Raw genomic sequence first — 21,070 nt, forward strand, 5'->3', positions numbered from 1 at the left:
CGAAAGATCTGGCCAGCGCCCCCTGTCCACATTGCTTTCGTGTGCGCGCGGGTCCTGGGTCCGGCCGGCGCACACCGCCGGCCGGACCCGCATCGGTCACCTCATCGACCGCCCCCCAACAGTCCCGCCGCGCGGGCCCACCGGTACTTGGCGCCCAGCACCGCCACCGGCTTCTCCGTCGTGTACGGGTACGCGACCACCCCGTGCTCGAAGAGGTACTGGCAGGCCTCCTCGACCTCGACGTCCCCGGCCAGCGAGGCGACCACGGGCTTCTCGACGCCGCGCTCACGGAACTCCCGCACCACGCGGGCCGTTACCTCGGCAAAGACCATGGGAGGGGTGACGATGGTGTGCCAGTAGCCGAGCACGAGCGCATGGATGCGCGGGTCCTCCAGGCCGAGCCGGATCGTCGCCTCGTACGTCGACGGCGGCTCACCGCCCGTGATGTCGACGGGGTTGCCCGCGGCCCCGAAGGGCGGGATGCACTGCCGGAAGGCGGCGTCCAGATCGGCCGGGATCTCCATCAGCCGAAGCCCGTTGTCGGTCACCGCGTCCGACAGCAGCACACCGGAACCGCCCGCGCCCGTGATGATCACGATGTTGTCGCCCCGCGGGGTGGGCAGCACGGGCAGCGCCCGCGCGTACTCCAGCATGTCGTTCAGGCCCGGGGCCCGGATGACACCGGCCTGCTTCAGGATGTCGTCGTACACGGCGTCGTCGCCGGCCAGCGCGCCCGTGTGCGAGCCGGCCGCCTTCGCGCCCGCGGCCGTCCGCCCCGCCTTCAGGACGACGACGGGCTTCTTCGGCACCGTCGCGCGCGCGGCCTCCACGAAGGCGCGCCCGTCCTTGAGGTCCTCCAAGTGCATGGCGATGCACCGGGTATTGGGGTCCTCGCCGAACCAGGTCAGCAGATCGTCCTCGTCCAGGTCCGACTTGTTGCCGAGCCCGACGATCGCGGAGACGCCGGTCTTCGTGGTGCGCGCGAAGCCGAGGATCGCCATCCCGATGCCGCCGGACTGCGAGGTGAGAGCCACACCGCCCTTCACGTCGTACGGCGTGCAGAACGTGGCGCACAAGTCCTGCCACGTCGAGTAGTAGCCGTAGATGTTCGGCCCGAGCAGTCGCACCCCGTGCCGCTCGCCGATGGCCACGATCTCGTCCTGGAGGGCCTGTTCACCGGTCTCCGCGAAGCCGGACGGAATGAGCACCGCGTTCGGGATGCCCTTGCGCCCCACCTCCTCCAAGGCCGCTGCCACGAACTTGGCGGGGATCGCGAAGACCGCCACATCCACCTCACCGGGGACATCCGTGACACTCTTGTACGCCTTGCGGCCCAGAATGTCATCGGCCTTCGGGTTCACCGGATGGATCTCCCCGGAGAAGCCGCCGTCGATGAGGTTGCGCATGACCGAGTTGCCGATCTTGCCCTGCTCGTTGGACGCGCCGATCACGGCGACCGAGCGCGGCTGCATCAGCCGGCGCATCGACGTCAGGATCTGCTCCCGTGTGTACGTGCGCCGCGGCTTCGGCGCCCCCTCGGCGAGGATCACCCGGATGTCGGCGGCGACCGCGCCGTCCGGTGTCGCGATCACCGGGTTGAGGTCGACCTCGGCGATCTCCGGGAAGTCCGTGACCAGCCGGGACACCCGCCGGATCTGCTCGGCCAGCGCCCACCGGTCGACGCCGCGCGCGCCGCGCACCCCGCGCAGCACCTCCGCCGCGCCGATGGAGTCGAGCATCCCGAGGGCCTCGTCGGCGTCCAGGGGCGCGAGCCGGAAGGTGACGTCCTTGAGGACCTCGACCAGCACGCCGCCCAGCCCGAAGGCGACGACCTTGCCGAACGTCGGGTCGGTGACCGCCCCGACGATGACCTCCTGGGTGTCCGCCCCCGTCGGCAGCAGCTCCTGCACCTGAACGCCTTCGATGCGCGCGTCCGGCGCGTACGCCCGCGCGTTCTCGATGATCCGGTGGAACGCGGCGCGTACGTCGGCCGCGCCCTCCACCCCGACGACGACACCGCCCGCGTCGGTCTTGTGCAGGATGTCGGGGGAGACGATCTTCAGCACCACGGGCTTGCCGAAGCGCGCCGCGGCCGCCACCGCCTCGTCGACATCGGTCGCCAGGTCCTCGCCGGGTACGGCTATCCCGTACGCGTCGGCGATCACCTTCCCCTCCGGCGCGGTGAGCGCCGCGCGTCCCTCGGCCCGTACGGCGTCGAGCAGCGCGCGCACCGTCAGCTCACGGTCCTCGGCCATCAATCAGATCACTCCGTTCGACTTGAGCAGGCGCAACTCCTCGTCGCCGAGACCGAGTTCACCGACGAAGACCTCTTCGTTGTGCTCGCCGAGCAGCGGGGAACCGGTGACGTGCACGGGGGAGTCGGAGAGCTTGAGCGGGGAGCCGACGGTGGTGAAGGAGCCGCGCTGCGGGTGCGGCACCTCGACGACCATCTCGTTCGCGACGAGCGACGCGTCCTCGATGATCTCCTTGGTGGAGAGGATCGGGCCGCACGGGATGTTGTGGGCGTTGAGCTTCTCCAGGACCTCCCACTTCGGGAGCGTCGAGGACCACTCCTCGATCAGCTGGAACATCTTGTTGAGCTTCGGCAGCCGCGCCTCCGGGGTCGCCCACTCGGGGTCGCCGGCCAGCTCGGGCCGCCCGATCAGCTCGCTCAGCGGCGGCCAGCCCACCGGCTGCACGATCACGTACACGTAGTCGTTCGGTCCGCCGGGCGCGCACTTCACGGCCCAGCCGGGCTGTCCGCCGCCCGAGGCGTTGCCGGAGCGCGGCACCTCGTCGCCGAAGTCCTCGTTCGGGTACTCGGCCAACGGGCCGTGGGAGAGGCGCTGTTGGTCGCGCAGCTTCACGCGGCACAGGTTGAGCACCGCGTGCTGCATGGCCACGTTCACGCGCTGACCGCGCCCGGTGCTCGCCCGCTGGAGCAGTGCGGCCAGGATGCCGGCGACCGCGTGGACACCGGTCCCGGAGTCACCGATCTGGGCACCGGTGGCGAGCGGCGGCCCGTCCTCGAAACCGGTGGTCGACATGGATCCGCCCATGGCCTGGGCCACGACCTCGTACGCCTTGAAGTTGGTGTACGGGCCGTCGCCGAAGCCCTTGATGGACGCGTACACGATCCGCGGGTTGATCTCCTGGATGCGGTCCCAGGTGAAGCCCATGCGGTCGACGGCGCCGGGGCCGAAGTTCTCGACCATCACGTCGGAGCGGCGGATCAGCTCGGTCAGCAGCTCCTTGCCGCGCTCCGTCTTCGTGTTGAGGGTGATGCTCCGCTTGTTGCAGTTGAGCATCGTGAAGTAGAGGGAGTCGACGTCCGGGATGTCACGCAGCTGCTTGCGCGTGATGTCACCGGTCGGCGCCTCCAGTTTGATGACGTCCGCGCCGAGCCATGCGAGGAGCTGCGTGGCGGAGGGTCCCGACTGGACGTGGGTCATGTCGAGGACGCGGATGCCTTCGAGAGCCTTGGTCGCGACAGTCGTGTCAGCCGTGTCAGCCGTGTCAGTCATCTCGGGGGCACCTCACTACTTGTACATGGTCTGGTTCATGGTTCCGGGGGCGTACGCGTCCGGATCGACCCACACGTTGATCAGGGACGGCTTGCCGGACTCGCGGGCGCGGCGCAGGGCCGGGCCGATGTCGGCGGGGTCGCGGACCTCTTCGCCGTAGCCGCCCAGCATCTGGGCGAACTTGTCGTAGTGGACGTCGCCGAGGGTGTTGCCCACGCGCTCGCGCTCGTCGCCGTACTTGGCCTTCTGGCCGTACCGGATCTGGTTCATCGAGGAGTTGTTGCCGACGATCCCGACGAAGGGCAGGTCGTAGCGCACGAGCGTTTCGAAGTCCCACCCGGTGAGGGAGAAGGCGCCGTCGCCGAACAGGGCCACGACCTCCTTGTCGGGCCGCGCCTGCTTCGCGGCGAGGACGAAGGGGATGCCGACACCGAGCGTGCCGAGCGGACCCGGGTCCATCCAGTGGCCGGGCGACTTGGGCTGGACCACCTGCCCGGAGAAGGTGACGATGTCGCCGCCGTCGCCGATGTAGATCGAGTCCTCGGTGAGGAAGTCGTTGATCTCGCTGACGAGCCGGTAGGGGTGGATGGGGGAGGCGTCGGAGCGCAGGTTCGGCAGCCGCTTCTCGATCGCCGTCTGCTCGGCGGCGCGCAGCTCGTCGAGCCACTCCTTGCGCTTGGCGGCGCCCCCGTTGACGCGCCCGGAGGCCGCCTCCGTCACCGACGTGAGCACGAGCCCCGCGTCGCCGACGATGCCGAGGTCGATGTCCCGGTTCTTGCCGACGGTGCGGTAGTCGAGGTCGATCTGCACCACGGTCGCGTCCTGCGACAGCCGCTTCCCGTAGCCCATGCGGAAGTCGAAGGGGGTGCCGACGATGATGATGAGGTCGGCGTTGGCGAACGCGTAGCGGCGCGACAGCTGGAAGTGGTGCGGGTCGCCGGGCGGCAGGGTGCCGCGGCCCGCGCCGTTCATGTAGGCGGGCACGTTCAGCGTGCGCACCAGCTCGATGGCCGACTCGGTGCCGCGCGTCGTCCACACCTGGCTGCCCAGCAGGATCGCCGGCTTCTCGGCGTGCACCAGGAGGTCGGCGAGCTTCTCGACGGCTTCGGGGTCGCCGGCGGACCTGGTGGAGGCCCGGTACCGACCGGCCTTCGGCACCCGCGCCTTGTCCACCGGCACCTTCGCGTCGAGCACGTCGCGCGGTATCTCCAGGAAGGAGGGACCGGGCGCCCCGTGGTAGCACTCGCGGAACGCCATGGACACCATGTCGGCCGCCCGCGCGGTGTCCGGCACCGTCGCGGCGAACTTGGTGATCGGGGTCATCATGTCGACGTGCGGCAGGTCCTGGAGAGACCCCATCTTGTGCTGGGTGTGGGCGCCTTGGCCGCCGATGAGCAGCATCGGTGACTCGGCGCGGAACGCGTTGGCGACACCGGTGACGGCGTCGGTGGTGCCGGGCCCGGCCGTCACGACGGCGCAGCCCGGCTTCCCGGTGATGCGCGCGTAGCCGTCGGCGGCGTGCGCGGCGACCTGTTCGTGGCGTACGTCGACGACGTCGATGCCCTCGTCGACGCAGCCGTCGTAGATGTCGATGATGTGGCCGCCGCACAAGGTGTAGATGACCTCCACACCCTCTGCCTTGAGTGCTTTGGCGACCAGGTGTCCACCGGAGATCTGGTCCTGGCCGTGGTCCGCATCGGACTGGGGCATGGCGAAGTCCCGTCCCTTCGTAGGGGATTGAAAAGAGCAGGTCGGGCGCGTGACAGGCACGGTTCCGGCCTGACTCTCGTGCGTCGCTCGTACATTGCATACAGTCGACGAATACTGTATGAACCTTGTTATCCCGCATCCGATGGGTGGTGTCCAGGGGGCGTGCGGCACTTTCGAGTCAGGAGCCGAAATGGACCTGTACGAGCACCAGGCAAGGGAACTCTTCGCGGAACACGGCATCGTGGTGCCGCAGGCCGAGGTCACCGACTCCGTGAAGGAGGCGCGGGAGATCGCGCGCAGGCTCGGTGGCCGCGTCGTCGTCAAGGCGCAGGTCAAGACCGGTGGCCGGGGCAAGGCGGGCGGCGTCAAGCTCGCCGCGGACCCGGCCGCCGCCGAGCTCACGGCACGCCAGATCCTCGGCATGGACATCAAGGGCCACACCGTGCGCACGGTGATGCTGGCCCAACCCGTGGACATCGAGAGCGAGTTCTACGTCTCCTACGTCCTCGACCGTGCGGCGGGCACCTTCCTCGCCATCGCCTCGGCCGAGGGCGGCATGGAGATAGAGGAGGTCGCCGCCACCCGGCCCGAGGCCGTCGCCCGCATCCCCGTCGACCCCGCCGAGGGCGTCACCGGCGCCAAGGCCGCCGAGATCGCCGACGCGGCCGGACTGCCCCCGCAGGCCGTCGACGCCCTGGTCCGCCTGTGGGGTGTGCTCACCCGGGAGGACGCCGTCCTCGTCGAGGTGAACCCCCTCGTGCGCACGACGGGCGGACAGCTCCTCGCCCTCGACGGAAAGATCGCCCTCGACGACAACGCCCGCTTCCGACGCGAGCGTTGGGGCGCGCAGGAGGCCACGCACGACGATCCGCTGGAGGCCGAGGCGGCCGCCAAGGGCCTCAATTACGTCAAGCTGGACGGCGAGGTCGGCATCATCGGCAACGGCGCGGGCCTCGTCATGTCGACCCTCGACGTCGTCGCCGGCTGCGGCGCCCGCCCCGCCAACTTCCTCGACATCGGCGGCGGCGCCTCCGCGCAGACCATGGCCGACGGCCTGAACGTCATCCTCTCCGACCAGGCCGTGAAATCCGTCTTCGTCAACGTCTTCGGCGGCATCACCGCCTGCGACGCCGTCGCCGACGGCATCGTGAAGGCCCTCGACAGCGTCCGGCTGACCAAGCCGCTCGTCGTCCGGCTCGACGGCAACAACGCCGCGCGCGGCCGCGCCGTCCTCGACGCACGCGCCCACCCGCTGATCCGGCAGGCCACCACGATGGACGACGCCGCACGGCAGGCCGCCGGCCTCGCCCTCGTCGCCAACCCCCTTTAAGGAGACGGGACATGGCCATCTACCTCACCAAGGAGAGCAAGGTCCTCGTCCAGGGCATGACCGGCACCGAGGGCATGAAGCACACCCGCCGCATGATCGCCGCGGGCACGAACGTGGTCGGCGGCGTCAACCCCCGCAAGGCGGGCCGCACCGTCGACTTCGACGACCGCGCCGTCCCCGTCTTCGGCAGCGTGGCCGACGGCATCGCGGCCACCGGCGCCGACGTCACCGTCGTCTTCGTTCCGCCCGCCTTCGCCAAGGTCGCCGTCGTCGAAGCCGCCGACGCCGGCATCCCGCTCGCCGTCGTCATCACGGAGGGCATCCCGGTCCACGACACCGTGGCCTTCCACGCGTACGCCCGGCACAAGGGCACCCGCATCATCGGCCCCAACTGCCCCGGCCTGATCACCCCCGGTCAGTCCAACGCGGGCATCATCCCCGCCGACATCACCAAGCCCGGCCGCATCGGACTCGTGTCCAAGTCGGGCACGCTCACCTACCAACTCATGTACGAGCTGCGGGACATCGGCTTCACCACGTGCGTCGGCATCGGCGGCGACCCCGTCATCGGCACCACCCACATCGACTGCCTCGCCGCCTTCGAGAACGACCCGGAGACCGAACTCGTCGTCCTCATCGGCGAGATCGGCGGCGACGCCGAGGAGCGGGCCGCCGCGTACATCCACGACCACGTCACCAAGCCCGTCGTCGCCTACATCGCCGGATTCACCGCGCCCGAGGGCAGGACCATGGGCCACGCCGGCGCCATCGTCTCCGGTTCCTCCGGCACGGCGCAGGCCAAGAAGGCGGCCCTGGAAGCCGTCGGCGTACACGTCGGATCCACCCCGACCGAGACCGCCCGCCTCGTCCTCGACCGCCTCGCGGACGCCCCGTGACGCGTTTCATACGGGTCAACCGGCCCTCCCCGTAAGGTCCTTGGCATACGGGAGGTGCTCACCGGGCACCTCCCGTCCACAGTACGAACAGCCATGACAAGCACCCCGCCCCGAATGTGCACCGTGAGCGGAGATCAAAGAAATGGCCACCACCCTCAAAGCCGGAACCTCCTGGGACGACGCCTGGCGGCGCTGCCTCGCCGTCGCTCCCGAGGCCTTCCGGGACGACCGCGTCCTCAACCTGTGGGACGGCGCCTGGCAGGCCGACGGCCGCGCCCTGCCCGCCACCACCCCGGTCGACGGCAGCCCCATCGCCGGACCGCCGCGCCTCGACGCGGACACCGCCCACCAGGCCGTACGCGCCTGCCTCGACCAGCACCGCGCCTGGCGGCACGTCCCCCTCGCCGAGCGGCGCGCCCGCGTCGCCGCTACCCTCGACGCCCTCACCGAGCACCGCGAACTGCTCTCCCTGCTGCTCGTCTGGGAGATCGGCAAGCCGTGGCGGCTCGCCCAGGCCGACGTGGACCGCGCCATCGACGGCGTGCGCTGGTACGTCGACGGCATCGAGGACATGCTCGGCGAGCGCACGCCCCTGTCCGGGCCCGTCTCCAACATCGCCAGCTGGAACTACCCGATGAGCGTGCTCGTTCACGCCATGCTGGTCCAGGCACTGGCAGGGAACGCGGTCATCGCCAAGACCCCGACCGACGGCGGCGTCTCCTGCCTCACCCTGGCCTGCGCCCTCGCCGCCCGCGAAGGCATCCCCGTCACGCTCGTCAGCGGCAGCGGCGGGCAGCTGTCCCAGGCGCTGGTGCGGGCGCCCGAGATCGGCTGCGTGTCCTTCGTCGGCGGACGCGACACCGGCGCCGCCGTCGCCACGCACGTCGCCGACCTCGGCAAGCGGCACATCCTCGAACAGGAGGGACTCAACACCTGGGGCATCTGGAACTACACCGACTGGGACAAGCTGACCGCGACGATCCCCAAGCTGTTCGACTACGGGAAGCAGCGCTGCACCGCCTACCCGCGCTTCGTCGTGCAGCGCGACGCCTTCGACGCGTTCCTCGCCGCCTACCTGCCCGCCGCGAGCACCCTGCGCGTGGGCCACCCGCTCGCCGTCGCCGCCCCCGGGGACCCGTACCCGGAACTGGACTTCGGCCCGCTCATCAACGCGGCCAAGGCCAAGGAACTGACCGACCAGGTCACCGAGGCCATCGACCGCGGCGCCGTCCCCCTCTACCGCTCCGCGCCCGACGCGGACCGCTTCCTGCCGGGCCAGGACACCAGCGCGTACGTCCACCCGGTCACGCTCCTGGGTCCGCCCCCGTCGTCACCGCTGCACCACGCCGAACCCTTCGGCCCGGTCGACACGATCGTCCTGGTCGACACCGAGGCGGAGCTGCTCGCCGCGATGAACGCCTCGAACGGCGCCCTCGTGGCCACCCTCTCCACCGACGACGAGCAGACGTACGCACGTCTCGCCCCACAGATCCGCGCCTTCAAGGTCGGCCACGGCAAGCCCCGCTCGCGCGGCGACCGTGAGGAACTGTTCGGCGGGTTCGGAGCGTCGTGGCGCGGCGCCTTCGTCGGCGGCGAACTGCTCATCAGGGCCGTCACCCAAGGTCCGCCGGGGGAGCGGCTGCCCGGGAACTTCCCCGAGTACCACCTGATGCCCTGACCGCCACCGCTCCGCCGGTGTCAGCCGATGCCCTGCCGATCGGGCCGCAGCGCGAAGGCCCGGTCGGCGGCATCCGGCACCGCCCGCTCGACGGCCTGCGCGAGCAGCGCCCGATGGCGCAGCAGCGGCTCGCGCCGCTCCGTCGGAACCAGTGCCGACAGATCGTCGAGCCCCGCCAGGATGCGCCGCGTGACCTGCGGACTTCCGACGGCGCACCCCCGGATCTCGGCGAACCCGAGATCGACCAGCTCGTCCCATCCCGGCACGGGCTGCACCAGCCGGACGGCGCCGCCGCGGTCCGCGTGCCGCAGCGTGTCCAGCGGGGCACGGCCGACGGCCGCCAGGAACTGCACGATCCGGTCGATGGCCTGCACGGCGGTCGTCGGATCGTTCACGGCGGCGGACAGCGCCCGCAGGGCGATGTCGGCGAGCACCCGCAGCCCGAACCCCAGGTCCTGGTGGAAGGTGCGCTCCACGCCCACGGAGACGCAGTACCGCAGCGCGCGGCGGGACGGCGCCGCCCCGCCGTGGACCGCGAACACCGGCGTCCCCGGCACCACGAAGTCCCCGATCCGCGGGATCAGCCGCAGCACCACCCCGTGCTGCCGTGCGATCCGCACCAGCCGCGCGATGTTCACGTCCCGCAGCACCCCGGCCCTCCCCTCGTACGCCACCCGCGCGCACTCCTGCCCGAGATCTCCGCCGGCCGGGTCCCCGGACGGCATCCGCGCCACGACGCGGAACCCTTCCCAGGTGACCCGGTCGATGACATGACTCACCCGCATCATCCGCAGCGTCGAGTTCACGTACATCACGAACAGCAGCAGGCTCAGCCCCACCATCGCGAGGGTCAGGAAGGACTGCAGGAACGGGACGGTGCCGACGAGCCGAGGATCCTGCTCCCCGTCGTACGAGGTCAGCACCAGCAACGACAGCAGGAACGTGGCGAGGAAGACGGCGAAGGTGAGCTTGGTGATCCGGCTCCGTACGAAGAGGCGGACCACACGGGGGCTGAACTGCCCGCCCGCCATCTGCACGGCCACCAGCGAGATGCTGAACACGACACCGATGAAGGTCATCATCGCCGAGCTGACGGTGGTGACGACGGTCTTCACGTCGTCGGCGATCCCCATCAGCTCCGTGACGGCGTCGAAGTCGCCGTCGTCCTGCAGGACGCCCACGATCGTCTCGTCGGCCCAGGACGTCGCCCACCACACCAGACAGACCACGACCATGGCCCCGGTCGGCGCGAACCAGAAGGTGTCCCGCAGATGCTCCCGCAGCGGGGACAACGCCCGAGGTCGCCGCACCTTTCGTCGCCCGACCGTCACCATCCAGTCACTCATGGTGAGACTGTAAAGCCCCAGGTCGCGGCGGGCGGATACGCAGGTGAAAGCCACTCCGAAACCTTGGTATTGTTGTCCATGTCGCCGCGGGGAACACCCCGCACAAGCGGCAGACACCTTGTCCGGGTGGCGGAATGGCAGACGCGCTAGCTTGAGGTGCTAGTGCCCTTTATCGGGCGTGGGGGTTCAAGTCCCCCCTCGGACACAGTGGCCCTGGTTGAGTCCTTCTCAACCAGGGCTTTTTGCTGTCCGGAGCCCCTCAGTGATCAGTCACCGGCCGGCGGCCTGCGCAGGCGCAGGTGCAGGACCGCACCACCGACCAGGGCCACGGCGCCCGCGGCGGCGAGCGTGCCCGCGGACCCCTTCGCGGGCCCCTTCGCGGGCTCCTCGGCGGGTGTCGTGTGGCCCTCGTGCTCCGCGTGGGTCCTCGTGTGCGCCGTGCTCGCGCCGATCGCGGCCACCGCGGTGCCCGGCCGTCCGCCTCCGGACGAGCCGGTGACCTCCCCGTCGCCCCCGTCGAGGACCACGTCCGAGCGGGAGAAGAAGTGCTCCTGGCTGTCGGAGCGGATCCAGTGAGCGACCGGCCGGTCCGTGCGCGGCGCGTTGTAGGGGAAGACGTCGTACGGGCTGCGGTCGCCCGCGCTGCAGAGGTCCTGGTGGCAGAGGGAGGTGCGGGATCCGGGCACCAGGGCCACGTCCTGCGCCGCGGCCGTGCCGGGGAAGCCGAGCACGGCCGCGGCGGCGATGCCCGTGGTACCGGCGAGGGCGGCGGCCCTGGCCAAGCGGGGAACTGTCATGGAACGTCTCCTTCGGGAGTTTCCGATGAACGGCTCGCCCTGTGGTCGCCGCCGGGACGCAAAAGGTTGCCGCGCGCGGGCCCGGTCCCGTGGAGTGCCGCGGCCCGCGTCAGTCGGTGAGCCCCAGTGAGCCCGCCGCCTGGAGGGCCAGCCACACCTCGGCGAGGGCGCCGGTGGAGCCGAGGTCGCGCTCGGCCAGTGCGGCGAAGCGACGCAGCCGGTAGGAGAGGGTGTTGGCGTGGATGTGCAGGGCGGCCGCCGCCGCGTCGGTCCTGCGGCCCCGCTCCAGCCAGGTGCGGGCCGAGAGCAGGAGCTGGGTGCCGTGCTCACGGTCGTACCGGAGCACCTTGCCGAGAACGTCCTCGACCAGCGCGGACAGGACGGCGGGGTCGTCCGGGATCCAGCGGCCCATCGACTCCTCGTGGTAGCGGACCACCGGGCGCCCCGACTCCGCCGCCTTGCCGGCCGCCCACACGGCCTCGCGCTGGGCCACCCGCAGCGCGGCGCCCGGCGGGAAGGGGCGGCTCATCCCGGCCGCGACCCCGGGGAGTCCGGCGATCCGGTCCGCGAGGCGCTCGGCACCGAGGACGAAGCGGTCCTCGCCGCGGGTGAGCAGCAGGTGCGGGGATTCGTCCAGGCAGCGCAGGAGCGCCTCGTCGGTGGTGTGGCGGACCACCAGCAGCACGGACCTGTTCGTGATCCCGTGCCGGGCGAGCCGTCGCCGGGCGCCCTCCGGGTCGAGTACGTCCTGCAACAGCTCGGCCAGGGTCTCCGCTCCTTCGCGGCGCAGCGTCTCGCGCTCACCGCGCACCATGGCCAGCCGCAGGGCCGCGACGGTGGCCAGGTGCTGGGCGACCGCGAGGCCCGCGGGCCGGGCGCCCTCCCGCTCGTACGCGACGAGGAAACCGGCCGGGCCGCCGGGCGCGGGCACCGGCAGCGCGAAGCCGCCGGGGATGGTCGGCGCGGCCTCGGCCGAGTCGGGCAGCACCCCGGGGTCGGGCGTCGGCACCCCGGGCAGCAGCGGACGCCCCTGCTGCGTGCACAGGTACAGGTCGTACCCGGACAGGCGCTCCAGGCGGCGGAAGAGCGCGGGGGTGTCCAGGTTCTCGGCGGCCAGCCAGCGCAGCGCGCCGAAGACCTGGAGCTGGGCGCCGAGCCGCTGCTGGGGGTCCTCGCGTACGGCGGCCGCGACTTCCTGGGCGATGGCGATGAACGGGACCGAGAGCGGCACTTCGAGGACGGGGAAGCCGCGCTCCTCGGCGGCCGCGAGGAAGGACTCGTGCAGGGGCGGGGTGTGCAGGGCCGCCGACAGCGCCAGGGCGCTCACGCCCGCGTCGTCCAGCCGCTCGAGATAGGCGCGCTGCCGTGCGGCGGTGCGGGGGACGGCCATGCCCGTGGTCATGATCACTTCCGCGCCGAGCAGCCAGGGCGTGGGGTCCTCCAGATCGCTGGCGTGCGCCCAGCTCACCGACCGGTGCAGGCCCGCCCGTCCGGCCCGCACGCTCAGTTGCAGGGCGGGGAAGGACAGGAGCTCCTCCACGGTCAGTTTGTCTGTGGCCACAAGAGGAAGCGTATGCGTTCGTGGCAGGCACGATTGCCCGGGGCCGCGCGGACCTCGGAGACTGCCGTGAACAAGGAACATCCCCCGTTGATCTTCCGCGCACGGTTCCGCGGAGTGCCGGTTCCAAGGAGTGCACCGTGTCCGACTCGATCACCGACATCGAGACCAACGGCGTCGAGCGGATCCCCGACGAGGACCGCACGGCCCGGCCCCTCGATCTGTTCCGCCTGGCGTTCGGCGGTGCCAACACCTTCGCCACCTGCGTGCTCGGAGCCTTCCCGATCCTGTTCGGCCTCTCCTTCTGGCAGGGCCTCGCGGCCACCGCCCTCGGTCTGGTGGCGGGCGCCCTGCTCCTCGCTCCCATGGCCCTGTTCGGTCCGCGCAACGGCACCAACAACGCCGTCTCCTCCTCGGCCCACCTGGGCGTGCACGGCCGCGTGGTCGGCTCCTTCCTCTCCCTGCTCACCGCCGTCGCGTTCTTCTCCATCTCCGTGTGGTCCTCCGGCGACGCCCTGATCGGCGCCGCGCACCGACTCGTCGGCCTGCCCGAGTCGGACTGGACCTTCGCCCTGGCCTACGCGGTCTTCGCCGGTCTGGTCCTGCTCGTCTGTGTGTACGGCTTCCGCTTCATGCTGCTGGTCAACAAGGTCGCGGTGATCGCCGCCTCGGCCCTGTTCGTCCTCGGGATCTTCGCCTTCGCCGGCGACTTCGACCCCTCCTACGCGGGGGCCTTCGAGTCCACCGGCGACCCGCTGTACTGGCCGTCCTTCTTCGGCGCCGCGCTGATCGTGCTGTCCAACCCGGTGTCCTTCGGCGCCTTCCTCGGCGACTGGTCGCGCTACATCCCCGCGGACAGCCCGCGCCGCCGGGTGATGGGCGCGGCCTTCCTCTCGCAGATCGCCACCTTGATCCCGTTCCTCTTCGGCCTGGCCACCGCCTCGATCATTTCGAGCAAGGCCGCGCAGTACGTCGATCCGGCCGCCCCCAACTACGTCGGCGGACTGCTGGCGATCTCGCCCGGCTGGTACTTCCTGCCGCTCTGCCTGATCGCCCTGATCGGCGGTCTGTCCACCGGTACCACCGCGCTGTACGGCACGGGCCTGGACTTCTCCTCCGTGTTCACGCGGTTCAGCCGGGTCCAGGCGACCTTCTTCATCGGCGCCCTGTCGATCGCCTTCATCTTCATCGGCCGCTTCGCGCTGAACCTCGCCCAGTCCATCTCCACGTCCGCCACGCTGATCATCACCTGCACCGCCCCGTGGATGGTCGTGATGATCCTCGGCTACGTGACCCGGCGCGGCTGGTACGACGCGGAGGCGCTGCAGGTCTTCAACCGCCGTCAGCGCGGCGGCCGTTACTGGTTCACCCACGGCTGGAACTGGCGCGGCCTGACCGCCTGGCTGCTCTCCGCGGTCCTGGCGCTGCTCTTCACCAACCTGCCGGGACAGTTCGTCGGCCCGCTGGGGAACCTCGTGAACGGCGTGGACATCTCGCTGCCGGTGGGCCTGGTGCTGGCGGCCGTCGTGTACCTCGGGATGCTCGCCCTCTTCCCCGAGCCGCGCGGAGTGTACGGGCCCGACGGTCCCCGTCTCGTCCGGTCGAGCGACCGCCCGGTCCCGGCGATCACCGACGAGGGGCAGCCCGTCGCCGAACCGGCCGCCGCCCGCTGACCCCGACCACCCCCTGAACAGGAGCGACGAACCCCCATGAGCAGCAGCACCGTCGAAGAGGTCCGGGCCGCCGCCGACGCCCTGGTCGCGGCCTTCGCCGAGGGCCGCCTGGAGGACTACTTCGGGTCCTTCGCGCCGGACGCGAGCTTCGTCTTCCACACCACGCCCCAGCGGCTCGAATCCACCGCCGCCTACCGCGCGCTGTGGCAGAGCTGGGTGGACGAGGACGACTTCCGCATCGAGTCCTGCGCCTCCACCGGCCGGCTGATCCAGGACCTCGGCGACACGGCCGTCTTCAGCCACGACGTGGAGACGGTCATCTCCACCCGGGACGGCGAGGAGACCGTACGGGAGCGGGAGACGATCGTCTTCGCCCGGAAGGGCGACGACCGCTGGACCGCCGTGCACGAGCACCTGTCCCCGTACACCTCCTGACCGGCACTTTCGACAGGTACCGCCGGCCCGCGCGGCCGGCCCCGCACGACGCGCAAGAAAGACGGATCCCCATGAGCACCACCGCCTTCCGCAACTTCATCGACGGCGCCTTCGCCGAGGCCGCCGACGGCCGCACCCTGGACATCGTCGACCCGACCACCGGCGAGGTGTACGCCACCTCGCCGCTGTCCGGTGCGGCCGAGGTGGACGCCGCCATGGCCGCCGCCGCGCGGGCCTTCCCGGCCTGGCGGGACACCACCCCCGCCGACCGCCAGCGCGCGCTGCTGAGGATCGCGGACGCGATGGAGGAGCGGGCCGAGGAACTGGTGGCCGCGGAGAGCAGGGACACCGGGAAGCCGCTGCACCTGACCCGCAGCGAGGAGCTGGAGCCCGCGATCGACCAGGTCCGCTTCTTCGCGGGCGCGGCGCGGATGCTGGAAGGCCGCTCGGCCGGCGAGTACATGGCGGGCCTGACCTCGATCGTCCGCCGTGAGCCGGTCGGGGTCTGCGCGCAGGTCGCGCCCTGGAACTACCCGCTGCTGATGGCGGTCTGGAAGTTCGCCCCGGCGCTCGCGGCGGGCAACGCCGTCGTCCTGAAGCCGTCCGACACCACGCCCGCCTCGACCGCGCTGCTGGCCGAGATCATCGGCGCGATCGTGCCCGCCGGTGTCTTCAACGTCGTCTGCGGCGACCGCGAGACCGGCCGTCTGATGGTCGAGCACCCGGTCCCGGCGATGGCCTCCATCACCGGTTCCGTGCGGGCCGGGATGCAGGTCGCCGCCTCCGCCGCCAAGGACGTCAAGCGGGTCCACCTGGAGCTGGGCGGCAAGGCCCCGGCGGTGATCTTCGAGGACGCGGACCTGGACAAGGCCGTCGAGGACCTGATCGTCGGCGGCTTCTTCAACGCGGGACAGGACTGCACGGCCGCCACCCGCGTCCTGGTCCAGGAGTCGGTCCACGACCGTTTCGTCGCCGCGTTCGCCCAGGCCGCCGCCGAGACGAGGACCGGCCTCCCGGACGACGAGGGCGTCCTCTTCGGCCCGCTCAACAACGCGCACCAGCTGGCCCAGGTCTCCGGCTTCGTCGAGCGGCTCCCCGCCCACGCGACGATCGAGGCGGGCGGCCACCGGGTCGGCGAGCAGGGCTACTTCTACGCCCCCACCGTCGTCTCCGGTCTGCGGCAGGACGACGAGATCGTGCAGAACGAGGTGTTCGGGCCGGTCGTCACCGTCCAGTCCTTCACCGACGAGGCGCAGGCGCTGGAGTTCGCCAACGGCGTGGACTACGCGCTGGCCTCCTCGGTGTGGACCAGGGACCACGCCCGGGCCATGCGGATGTCCAGGAACCTCGACTTCGGCTGCGTGTGGATCAACACGCACATGGCGCTGGTCGCCGAGATGCCGCACGGCGGCTTCAAGCTCTCCGGCTACGGCAAGGACCTCTCCGCGTACGGCTTCGAGGACTACACGCGCATCAAGCACGTCATGACCTCGCTGGACGGCTGACCGGAACGTCAGGCGCGCGCCCGGCCGTCCGTCGCCGGGCGCAGCGCGTCCACCACCAGATCCAGCAGCCGCCCCGTCCTGTCCGGGCTGTTGCTCGCCGTGGTGGAGAGGAAGACGCCGAGCAGCATCAGCGTGACCTCGTCCGCCTCGACGTCCGCCCGGAGCGAGCCGGCCTCCGCCCCGGCGCCGAGGATCACCGCGATCGCCGCGGTGATCCGCTCCCGGGTGGCCGGTGTCGCGATGGTGCCCGAGGCCCAGCCCGCGCGCAGCGTGTCGGAGATGCCGCGCTTGGCCGCGAAGAACGCCGCGTAGCGGTCCATCCATGCGCGCAGCGCCGCATCGGGCGCAAGCTCCTCGAGCAGCGCGGGTGCGCTGGTGACGACGGCGTCGAGCTCGGCGGCGTAGATCGCCTCGACGAGCGCCTCGCGGGTGGGGAAGTGGCGGTACAGCGTGCCGATCCCGACGCCGGCCTCGCGGGCGATGGCGTCGAGGGTGGCCTTGCCGTCGGTCGCGGTGAAGGCGTCGCGGGCGACGGTGAGCAGCCGCTCGCGGTTGCGCCGTGCGTCGGCGCGGGCCGGACGTCCGGCCGCCGTCGCGGGACGGCCGGGGGTCGGAGCATCGGGCGCGGTCAAAACGGAGGCCCTCCGGTTAGTGTTACGGTGGCTATTAACGGAGTCCCTCCGTTTACCTCCATCGTCTCATGAGAGCGGGACAGCCATGACGTCCACCGCCCGATCTCCCCAGTTCACGGCCCCCGGAGCGGCCCGGGCCGGCGGGCCCGGCGCCCTCGCCGGCCGCACCGTCTCCCGCGTCGGCTACGGCGCCATGCAGCTCGAGCGCCTGCGTGACGACCGCCCCGCCGCCGTCGCCATGCTGCGCCGCGCCGTCGAGCTCGGCATCGATCACGTCGACACCGCCCAGTTCTACGGGAACGGCTTCGTCAACGAGGTCATCGCCGAGGCGATCCGCCCCGAGGACGACGTCATCGTCGTCAGCAAGGTCGGCGCCGAGCCCGCCCCCGGCGGCCCCGTCCCGCTCCGCCTCGCGCAGCGCCCCGAGCAGTTGCGGGCCGGCGTCGAGGACAACCTCAAGAGCCTCGGCGTCGAGCAGATCCCCCTCGTCAATCTGCGCCGCGCCGACACCGGGCCCGGGCTGCGCGCCGAGGGCGACCAGCTCGTCGACATGGACGACCAGCTCGCCGTGATGACCGAGCTGCGCGACGAGGGCAAGATCGGCGCGATCGGCGTCAGCAGCGTCACCCCGGACCAGTTGCGCCAGGCCCTCCCCGTGGGCATCGCCTGCGTGCAGAACGCCTACAGCCTGGTCTCGCGCGGCGACGAGGACATGCTGCGGCTCTGTGTCGCCGAGGACATCGCCTGGGTGCCGTACTTCCCGCTCGGCGGCGCCTTCGCCGGCCTGCCGAAGGTCACCGACGAGCCCGCCGTCACCGACGCGGCCAAGGCTCTGGGGCACACCCCCGCGCAGATCGGCCTGGCCTGGCTGCTCCACCACAGCCCGAACACGCTCCTCATCCCCGGCACCGCCGACCCGGAGCACCTGCGGGCGAACGTCGACGCGGGCGCGATCGCCCTCGACGGCGCGACGCTCGCCACGCTCGACGCCGTACCGACGCGCTCCGGGGACATCGAGCTCTGACGGCCGTTCGCGCGCGTCCGGTTCCGGCTGCGCAAGGCGCCCGGGCGAACGTTTCCGGCCCGCCCCGCGTCAAGGGGCGGGGCGCGCAGGGCGCCGCGTGAGAAGGGCGGGGCGCGCATGCGGTTCGGGGCGGGGCGAGCGGTGGCGCTCGCGATGGTGTGGGCGGCGGCCGGGTGCGGGAACGGGATCGAGGTTCCGCAGGGGCTCGTCGTGGAACGGTCGGGGCCGTCGCCCGCGGCCCCGTACGGCGGACCGCTCAAGGCGTCGACGCCCTCATGGGTCGGCGAGGACAGCCCCCTTGAGGGCGGCGGCGCCTCCGTGCGGGCACTGGAATGCGCGGGCAAGCCCCACCTGGCGGGCTCGCGGGCCCAGGGCTACAGCGACGACGACAGCGCGGACTCGGCCAAGGAAGCGCTGGCCGTGTCCGTCACCCGGACGTTCGGGACGTCCCTGCCGGGCCGCGACTACCGCGTCGAGCGCCGAACGGAGGACCGGGTGCTGTTCTCGTACGACGTCGGCGGGCGCACCCGGGTCGCCGTGATCGTCGCCAAGGACCGTCCCCACCGGGAGGGTTGGGTCCTGGAGACGTTCGCCCAGTGCGATCCCGCGGAGTTCCGGGCGCGGGACCGGGAACGGCTCGACGTGCGGGTCTGGGAGGACCGGCGGGGCCGGCCGGTCCCCACGACGAAGGTGTCCAGCTCCCTCGGCCCCGAGCACTGCGACTGGCAGTCCGTCGAGTTCCTGCACCTGGACGCGGAGGGCGATCCGCGCGGTCTCGGGCGGCAGTACTTCCGTGACCCCGAGCGGAAGCTGGCGGACCTGGACCGGCTCACGTCGGCGTACGCGAAGGACGTCCCGCTGCCCCGGGACGCCGTCGACACCGGCTACCGCCACGACGGGCGTCAGCTGTGGCTGTCCCGCGACGAGAGGAACGCGTACGTGCGGACCGCCGACGGCGAGGTGGAACGCTGGCCGGGCACCACGGAGTCCGTGGCCTGTAAGTGACACCACCGGTTTCGTCCATCGAGCGGACCGGCTCCGGTCCCGGCCCTCGTCGTCCTACGGCACCCGCGCCGTCCACTCCTGCGTACCGAACTTGGTGCGGACGAGCTCCTCGGCCCGGGCCATCTCCGCCTCGGTCACCGCGCCGTCGGTGAGTCCGTAGCGCCCCCGGAACGAGTCGATCATGCGGGAGATGACCTCCTCGCGCGGCAGTCCGGTCTGCCGCCGCAGCGGGTCGACGCGCTTCTTCGCGCTCTTCGTGCCCTTGTCGGAGAGCTTCTCGCGGCCGATGCGCAGCACCTCGACCATCTTGTCCGCGTCGATGTCGTAGGACATGGTCACGTGGTGCAGCACGGCGCCCGCGCCCGCCACGACCCGCTTCTGCGCGGCGCCCGCGACCTTGCCGACGTCCGTGGCGATGTCGTTGAGCGGCTGGTACCAGGCCTTGATGCCCATGTCGGCCAGCGCGCCGAGCACCCAGTCGTCGAGGTACGCGTACGAGTCCTGGAACGAGAGGCCCGAGACCAGGGACTCCGGGACCGCCAGGGAGTACGTGATCGTGGACTTCGGCTCCGCGAACATCGCGCCGCCGCCGGAGATCCGGCGCACCACGGTGACCCCGTGCCGGTCCACGCCCTCGGGGTCCACCTCGTTGCGAAGCGACTGGAAGCTGCCGATGATCACGGCCGGGCGGTCCCACTCCCACACGCGCAGGGTCGGCGGACGGTGCCCGAGCGCGACCTCCTCCGTCATCACCTCGTCGAGCGCCATGTGCAGCACGGGGGACTGCGGGGCGTCGTGGATCAGCTGCCAGTCGTAGTCGCGCCAGTCGGTGGCCTGGGCCAGCGCGCGGCGCACGGCCGTGGCGACCCCGTCGGTGGTCAGGCCGAGCATGGTGGTGCCGGGCGGCAGCGCCGCCTCGACGCGCGCGGCGAGCGCCGCCTGGTCCGCGTCGGCCGGGGCGCCTTCGAGCGCGGCGTTGATCGCCGGGAGCGCCTCGTCCGGTTCCAGGAAGAAGTCGCCCGCGACCCGGACGTCGCGCAGCACGCCGTCCGCCACCTCGACATCGACGACGACCAGCTTGCCGCCGGGGATCTTGTACTCGCCGTGCACTGTGTGCCGCCTTCCGCCGCGCAGGGCCCTGAATCCGCCCATGGTCCCGAATGCGGTCAACGCTAACCGCAAGCCGGACATTCCGGGTTCCGGCCGTCCGTGCCGTCATCCCTTGACGCTTCGTCAGTTCCCCCTCGTCGCCCACCGGCGTCCCCACCGCGCACGGCGCCCGCGCAGGCCACCTTCCGCAGGAGCGACGCAATGGACCTCGAGCTGTACGAGATCGACGTACCGAAGCCATGGAAAGGAGCCCGTCCGCACGGCCGGCGCGCCGCCGAGCAGCGGGCCTGCCGCGAAGCGGTCGAGCAGATCAGGCTCGCCGACCGGATGGGGTTCCGCACGGTGTGGGCGGTCGAGCGCCACTTCCGGGAGGGGCGCTCGCACTGTCCCGCGTCCGAGGTGCTGCTCGGGCATCTGACCGCACTGACCGAACGGATCCGGCTCGGTTTCGGGGTGACGCTGACGCCGTTCGGGTTCACGCCGCCGCAGCGGATCGCCGAGAAGGTCGCGGCCGTGGACGTGTTGTCGGGGCCTCCGCGCAGCAGCTCGCCTCCCTGGACGCGGACGTGGTGACCGTCGCGTTCGGGACGAACTGCTGGTCCCGCACCCCGCACTCGGCGCCGCTGCTACTGGGCTCCACCCTGGCCGAGTTGAGGGACGCGGTCGAGCGGGCGGCGCGCGATGCCACGGACCGCGGTGACGAGCACCTCCACCTGCTGCCCGGCGGCGGCCTGGCTCGCCGCGGACCTGGTGGACGGTGTGCACCCGGGCGACCGCGGTCATCTGCTCCTCGCGCGGGCGGTGGCGGAAAATCTCACAGGCAACGGTGTCACCGGTGGCCTCATTC

The 21,070-nt window shown here is 71.6% G+C and carries 17 protein-coding genes and 1 tRNA gene; 10 read left to right on the top strand and 8 right to left on the bottom strand.

The window, feature by feature from the left end; translation table 11 throughout:
- Positions 1–101 precede the first annotated feature (101 nt).
- The 3 genes from ACVHNB_RS12660 to ACVHNB_RS12670 are packed head-to-tail and all read right to left on the bottom strand — an operon-like array spanning position 102 to position 5,234.
- On the bottom strand, positions 102–2,255 hold the full coding sequence (locus tag ACVHNB_RS12660; RefSeq protein WP_456228083.1) for an acetate--CoA ligase family protein: 2,154 nt from the start codon (positions 2,253–2,255) through the stop codon (positions 102–104).
- Between the two features lie 3 nt (positions 2,256–2,258).
- Complete coding sequence (gene frc / locus ACVHNB_RS12665) at positions 2,259–3,524, bottom strand: formyl-CoA transferase (protein WP_456228084.1); 1,266 nt, start codon at positions 3,522–3,524, stop codon at positions 2,259–2,261.
- A 15-nt stretch (positions 3,525–3,539) separates the two neighbouring features.
- Positions 3,540–5,234: a thiamine pyrophosphate-binding protein gene (locus tag ACVHNB_RS12670; protein ID WP_456228085.1), complete on the bottom strand. Its 1,695-nt coding sequence runs from the start codon at positions 5,232–5,234 to the stop codon at positions 3,540–3,542.
- A 190-nt stretch (positions 5,235–5,424) separates the two neighbouring features.
- Here ACVHNB_RS12670 and sucC point away from each other — a divergent pair, with 190 nt between their 5' ends.
- The 3 genes from sucC to ACVHNB_RS12685 all read left to right on the top strand — a co-directional run bounded on the left by sucC (position 5,425) and on the right by ACVHNB_RS12685 (position 9,138).
- Complete coding sequence (gene sucC / locus ACVHNB_RS12675) at positions 5,425–6,564, top strand: ADP-forming succinate--CoA ligase subunit beta (protein WP_456228086.1); 1,140 nt, start codon at positions 5,425–5,427, stop codon at positions 6,562–6,564.
- Positions 6,565–6,575: 11 nt separating this feature from the next.
- Positions 6,576–7,460: a succinate--CoA ligase subunit alpha gene (gene sucD / locus ACVHNB_RS12680; RefSeq protein WP_456228087.1), complete on the top strand. Its 885-nt coding sequence runs from the start codon at positions 6,576–6,578 to the stop codon at positions 7,458–7,460.
- Between the two features lie 142 nt (positions 7,461–7,602).
- Positions 7,603–9,138: an aldehyde dehydrogenase family protein gene (locus ACVHNB_RS12685; protein WP_456228088.1), complete on the top strand. Its 1,536-nt coding sequence runs from the start codon at positions 7,603–7,605 to the stop codon at positions 9,136–9,138.
- Positions 9,139–9,158: 20 nt separating this feature from the next.
- Here ACVHNB_RS12685 and ACVHNB_RS12690 read toward each other — a convergent pair whose 3' ends face one another.
- A complete protein-coding gene (locus ACVHNB_RS12690) occupies positions 9,159–10,484 on the bottom strand; it encodes a DUF2254 domain-containing protein (RefSeq protein ID WP_428951219.1) in 1,326 nt (441 codons plus the stop codon).
- Between the two features lie 120 nt (positions 10,485–10,604).
- On the opposite strand from ACVHNB_RS12690, the gene ACVHNB_RS12695 reads away from it, so the two are divergent.
- A tRNA-Leu gene (locus ACVHNB_RS12695) sits at positions 10,605–10,689 on the top strand.
- A gap of 61 nt (positions 10,690–10,750) precedes the next feature.
- Here the strand turns inward: ACVHNB_RS12695 and ACVHNB_RS12700 are convergent.
- Together ACVHNB_RS12700 and ACVHNB_RS12705 are read right to left on the bottom strand one after the other, a co-directional pair.
- Positions 10,751–11,281 carry a hypothetical protein gene (locus ACVHNB_RS12700; protein ID WP_428951218.1) on the bottom strand — a complete coding sequence of 177 codons (531 nt, stop codon included), beginning with the start codon at positions 11,279–11,281 and terminating at the stop codon, positions 10,751–10,753.
- Positions 11,282–11,390: 109 nt separating this feature from the next.
- Positions 11,391–12,842, bottom strand: a complete 1,452-nt coding sequence (locus ACVHNB_RS12705) for a PucR family transcriptional regulator (RefSeq protein ID WP_428951217.1) — start codon at positions 12,840–12,842, stop codon at positions 11,391–11,393.
- Positions 12,843–12,979: 137 nt separating this feature from the next.
- On the opposite strand from ACVHNB_RS12705, the gene ACVHNB_RS12710 reads away from it, so the two are divergent.
- From ACVHNB_RS12710 to ACVHNB_RS12720, 3 genes are all read left to right on the top strand, one after another.
- Positions 12,980–14,512, top strand: coding sequence for a purine-cytosine permease family protein (locus ACVHNB_RS12710; protein WP_456228089.1), 1,533 nt, complete (start codon positions 12,980–12,982; stop codon positions 14,510–14,512).
- Positions 14,513–14,548: 36 nt separating this feature from the next.
- The gene (locus ACVHNB_RS12715) at positions 14,549–14,947 is read left to right on the top strand and encodes a nuclear transport factor 2 family protein (protein ID WP_456228090.1); all 399 of its coding nucleotides are present in this window, start codon (positions 14,549–14,551) and stop codon (positions 14,945–14,947) included.
- Between the two features lie 71 nt (positions 14,948–15,018).
- Positions 15,019–16,452: a gamma-aminobutyraldehyde dehydrogenase gene (locus tag ACVHNB_RS12720; protein ID WP_456228091.1), complete on the top strand. Its 1,434-nt coding sequence runs from the start codon at positions 15,019–15,021 to the stop codon at positions 16,450–16,452.
- 8 nt (positions 16,453–16,460) lie between these two features.
- On the opposite strand, the gene ACVHNB_RS12725 is transcribed toward ACVHNB_RS12720, so the two are convergent.
- The gene (locus tag ACVHNB_RS12725) at positions 16,461–17,084 is read right to left on the bottom strand and encodes a TetR/AcrR family transcriptional regulator (protein ID WP_428951212.1); all 624 of its coding nucleotides are present in this window, start codon (positions 17,082–17,084) and stop codon (positions 16,461–16,463) included.
- A gap of 85 nt (positions 17,085–17,169) precedes the next feature.
- On the opposite strand from ACVHNB_RS12725, the gene ACVHNB_RS12730 reads away from it, so the two are divergent.
- Together ACVHNB_RS12730 and ACVHNB_RS12735 are read left to right on the top strand one after the other, a co-directional pair.
- Positions 17,170–18,108, top strand: coding sequence for an aldo/keto reductase (locus ACVHNB_RS12730; protein WP_428951210.1), 939 nt, complete (start codon positions 17,170–17,172; stop codon positions 18,106–18,108).
- A 117-nt stretch (positions 18,109–18,225) separates the two neighbouring features.
- The gene (locus tag ACVHNB_RS12735; RefSeq protein WP_456228092.1) at positions 18,226–19,113 is read left to right on the top strand and encodes a hypothetical protein; all 888 of its coding nucleotides are present in this window, start codon (positions 18,226–18,228) and stop codon (positions 19,111–19,113) included.
- A 54-nt stretch (positions 19,114–19,167) separates the two neighbouring features.
- On the opposite strand, the gene ACVHNB_RS12740 is transcribed toward ACVHNB_RS12735, so the two are convergent.
- Positions 19,168–20,223 carry a lipoate--protein ligase family protein gene (locus tag ACVHNB_RS12740; RefSeq protein WP_456228876.1) on the bottom strand — a complete coding sequence of 352 codons (1,056 nt, stop codon included), beginning with the start codon at positions 20,221–20,223 and terminating at the stop codon, positions 19,168–19,170.
- Positions 20,224–20,424: 201 nt separating this feature from the next.
- Between ACVHNB_RS12740 and ACVHNB_RS12745 the strand changes: the two genes are divergently transcribed.
- On the top strand, positions 20,425–20,796 hold the full coding sequence (locus tag ACVHNB_RS12745) for an LLM class flavin-dependent oxidoreductase (RefSeq protein WP_456228093.1): 372 nt from the start codon (positions 20,425–20,427) through the stop codon (positions 20,794–20,796).
- Positions 20,797–21,070: the final 274 nt, after the last annotated feature.

This window comes from Streptomyces sp. YJ-C3 (assembly GCF_053891275.1).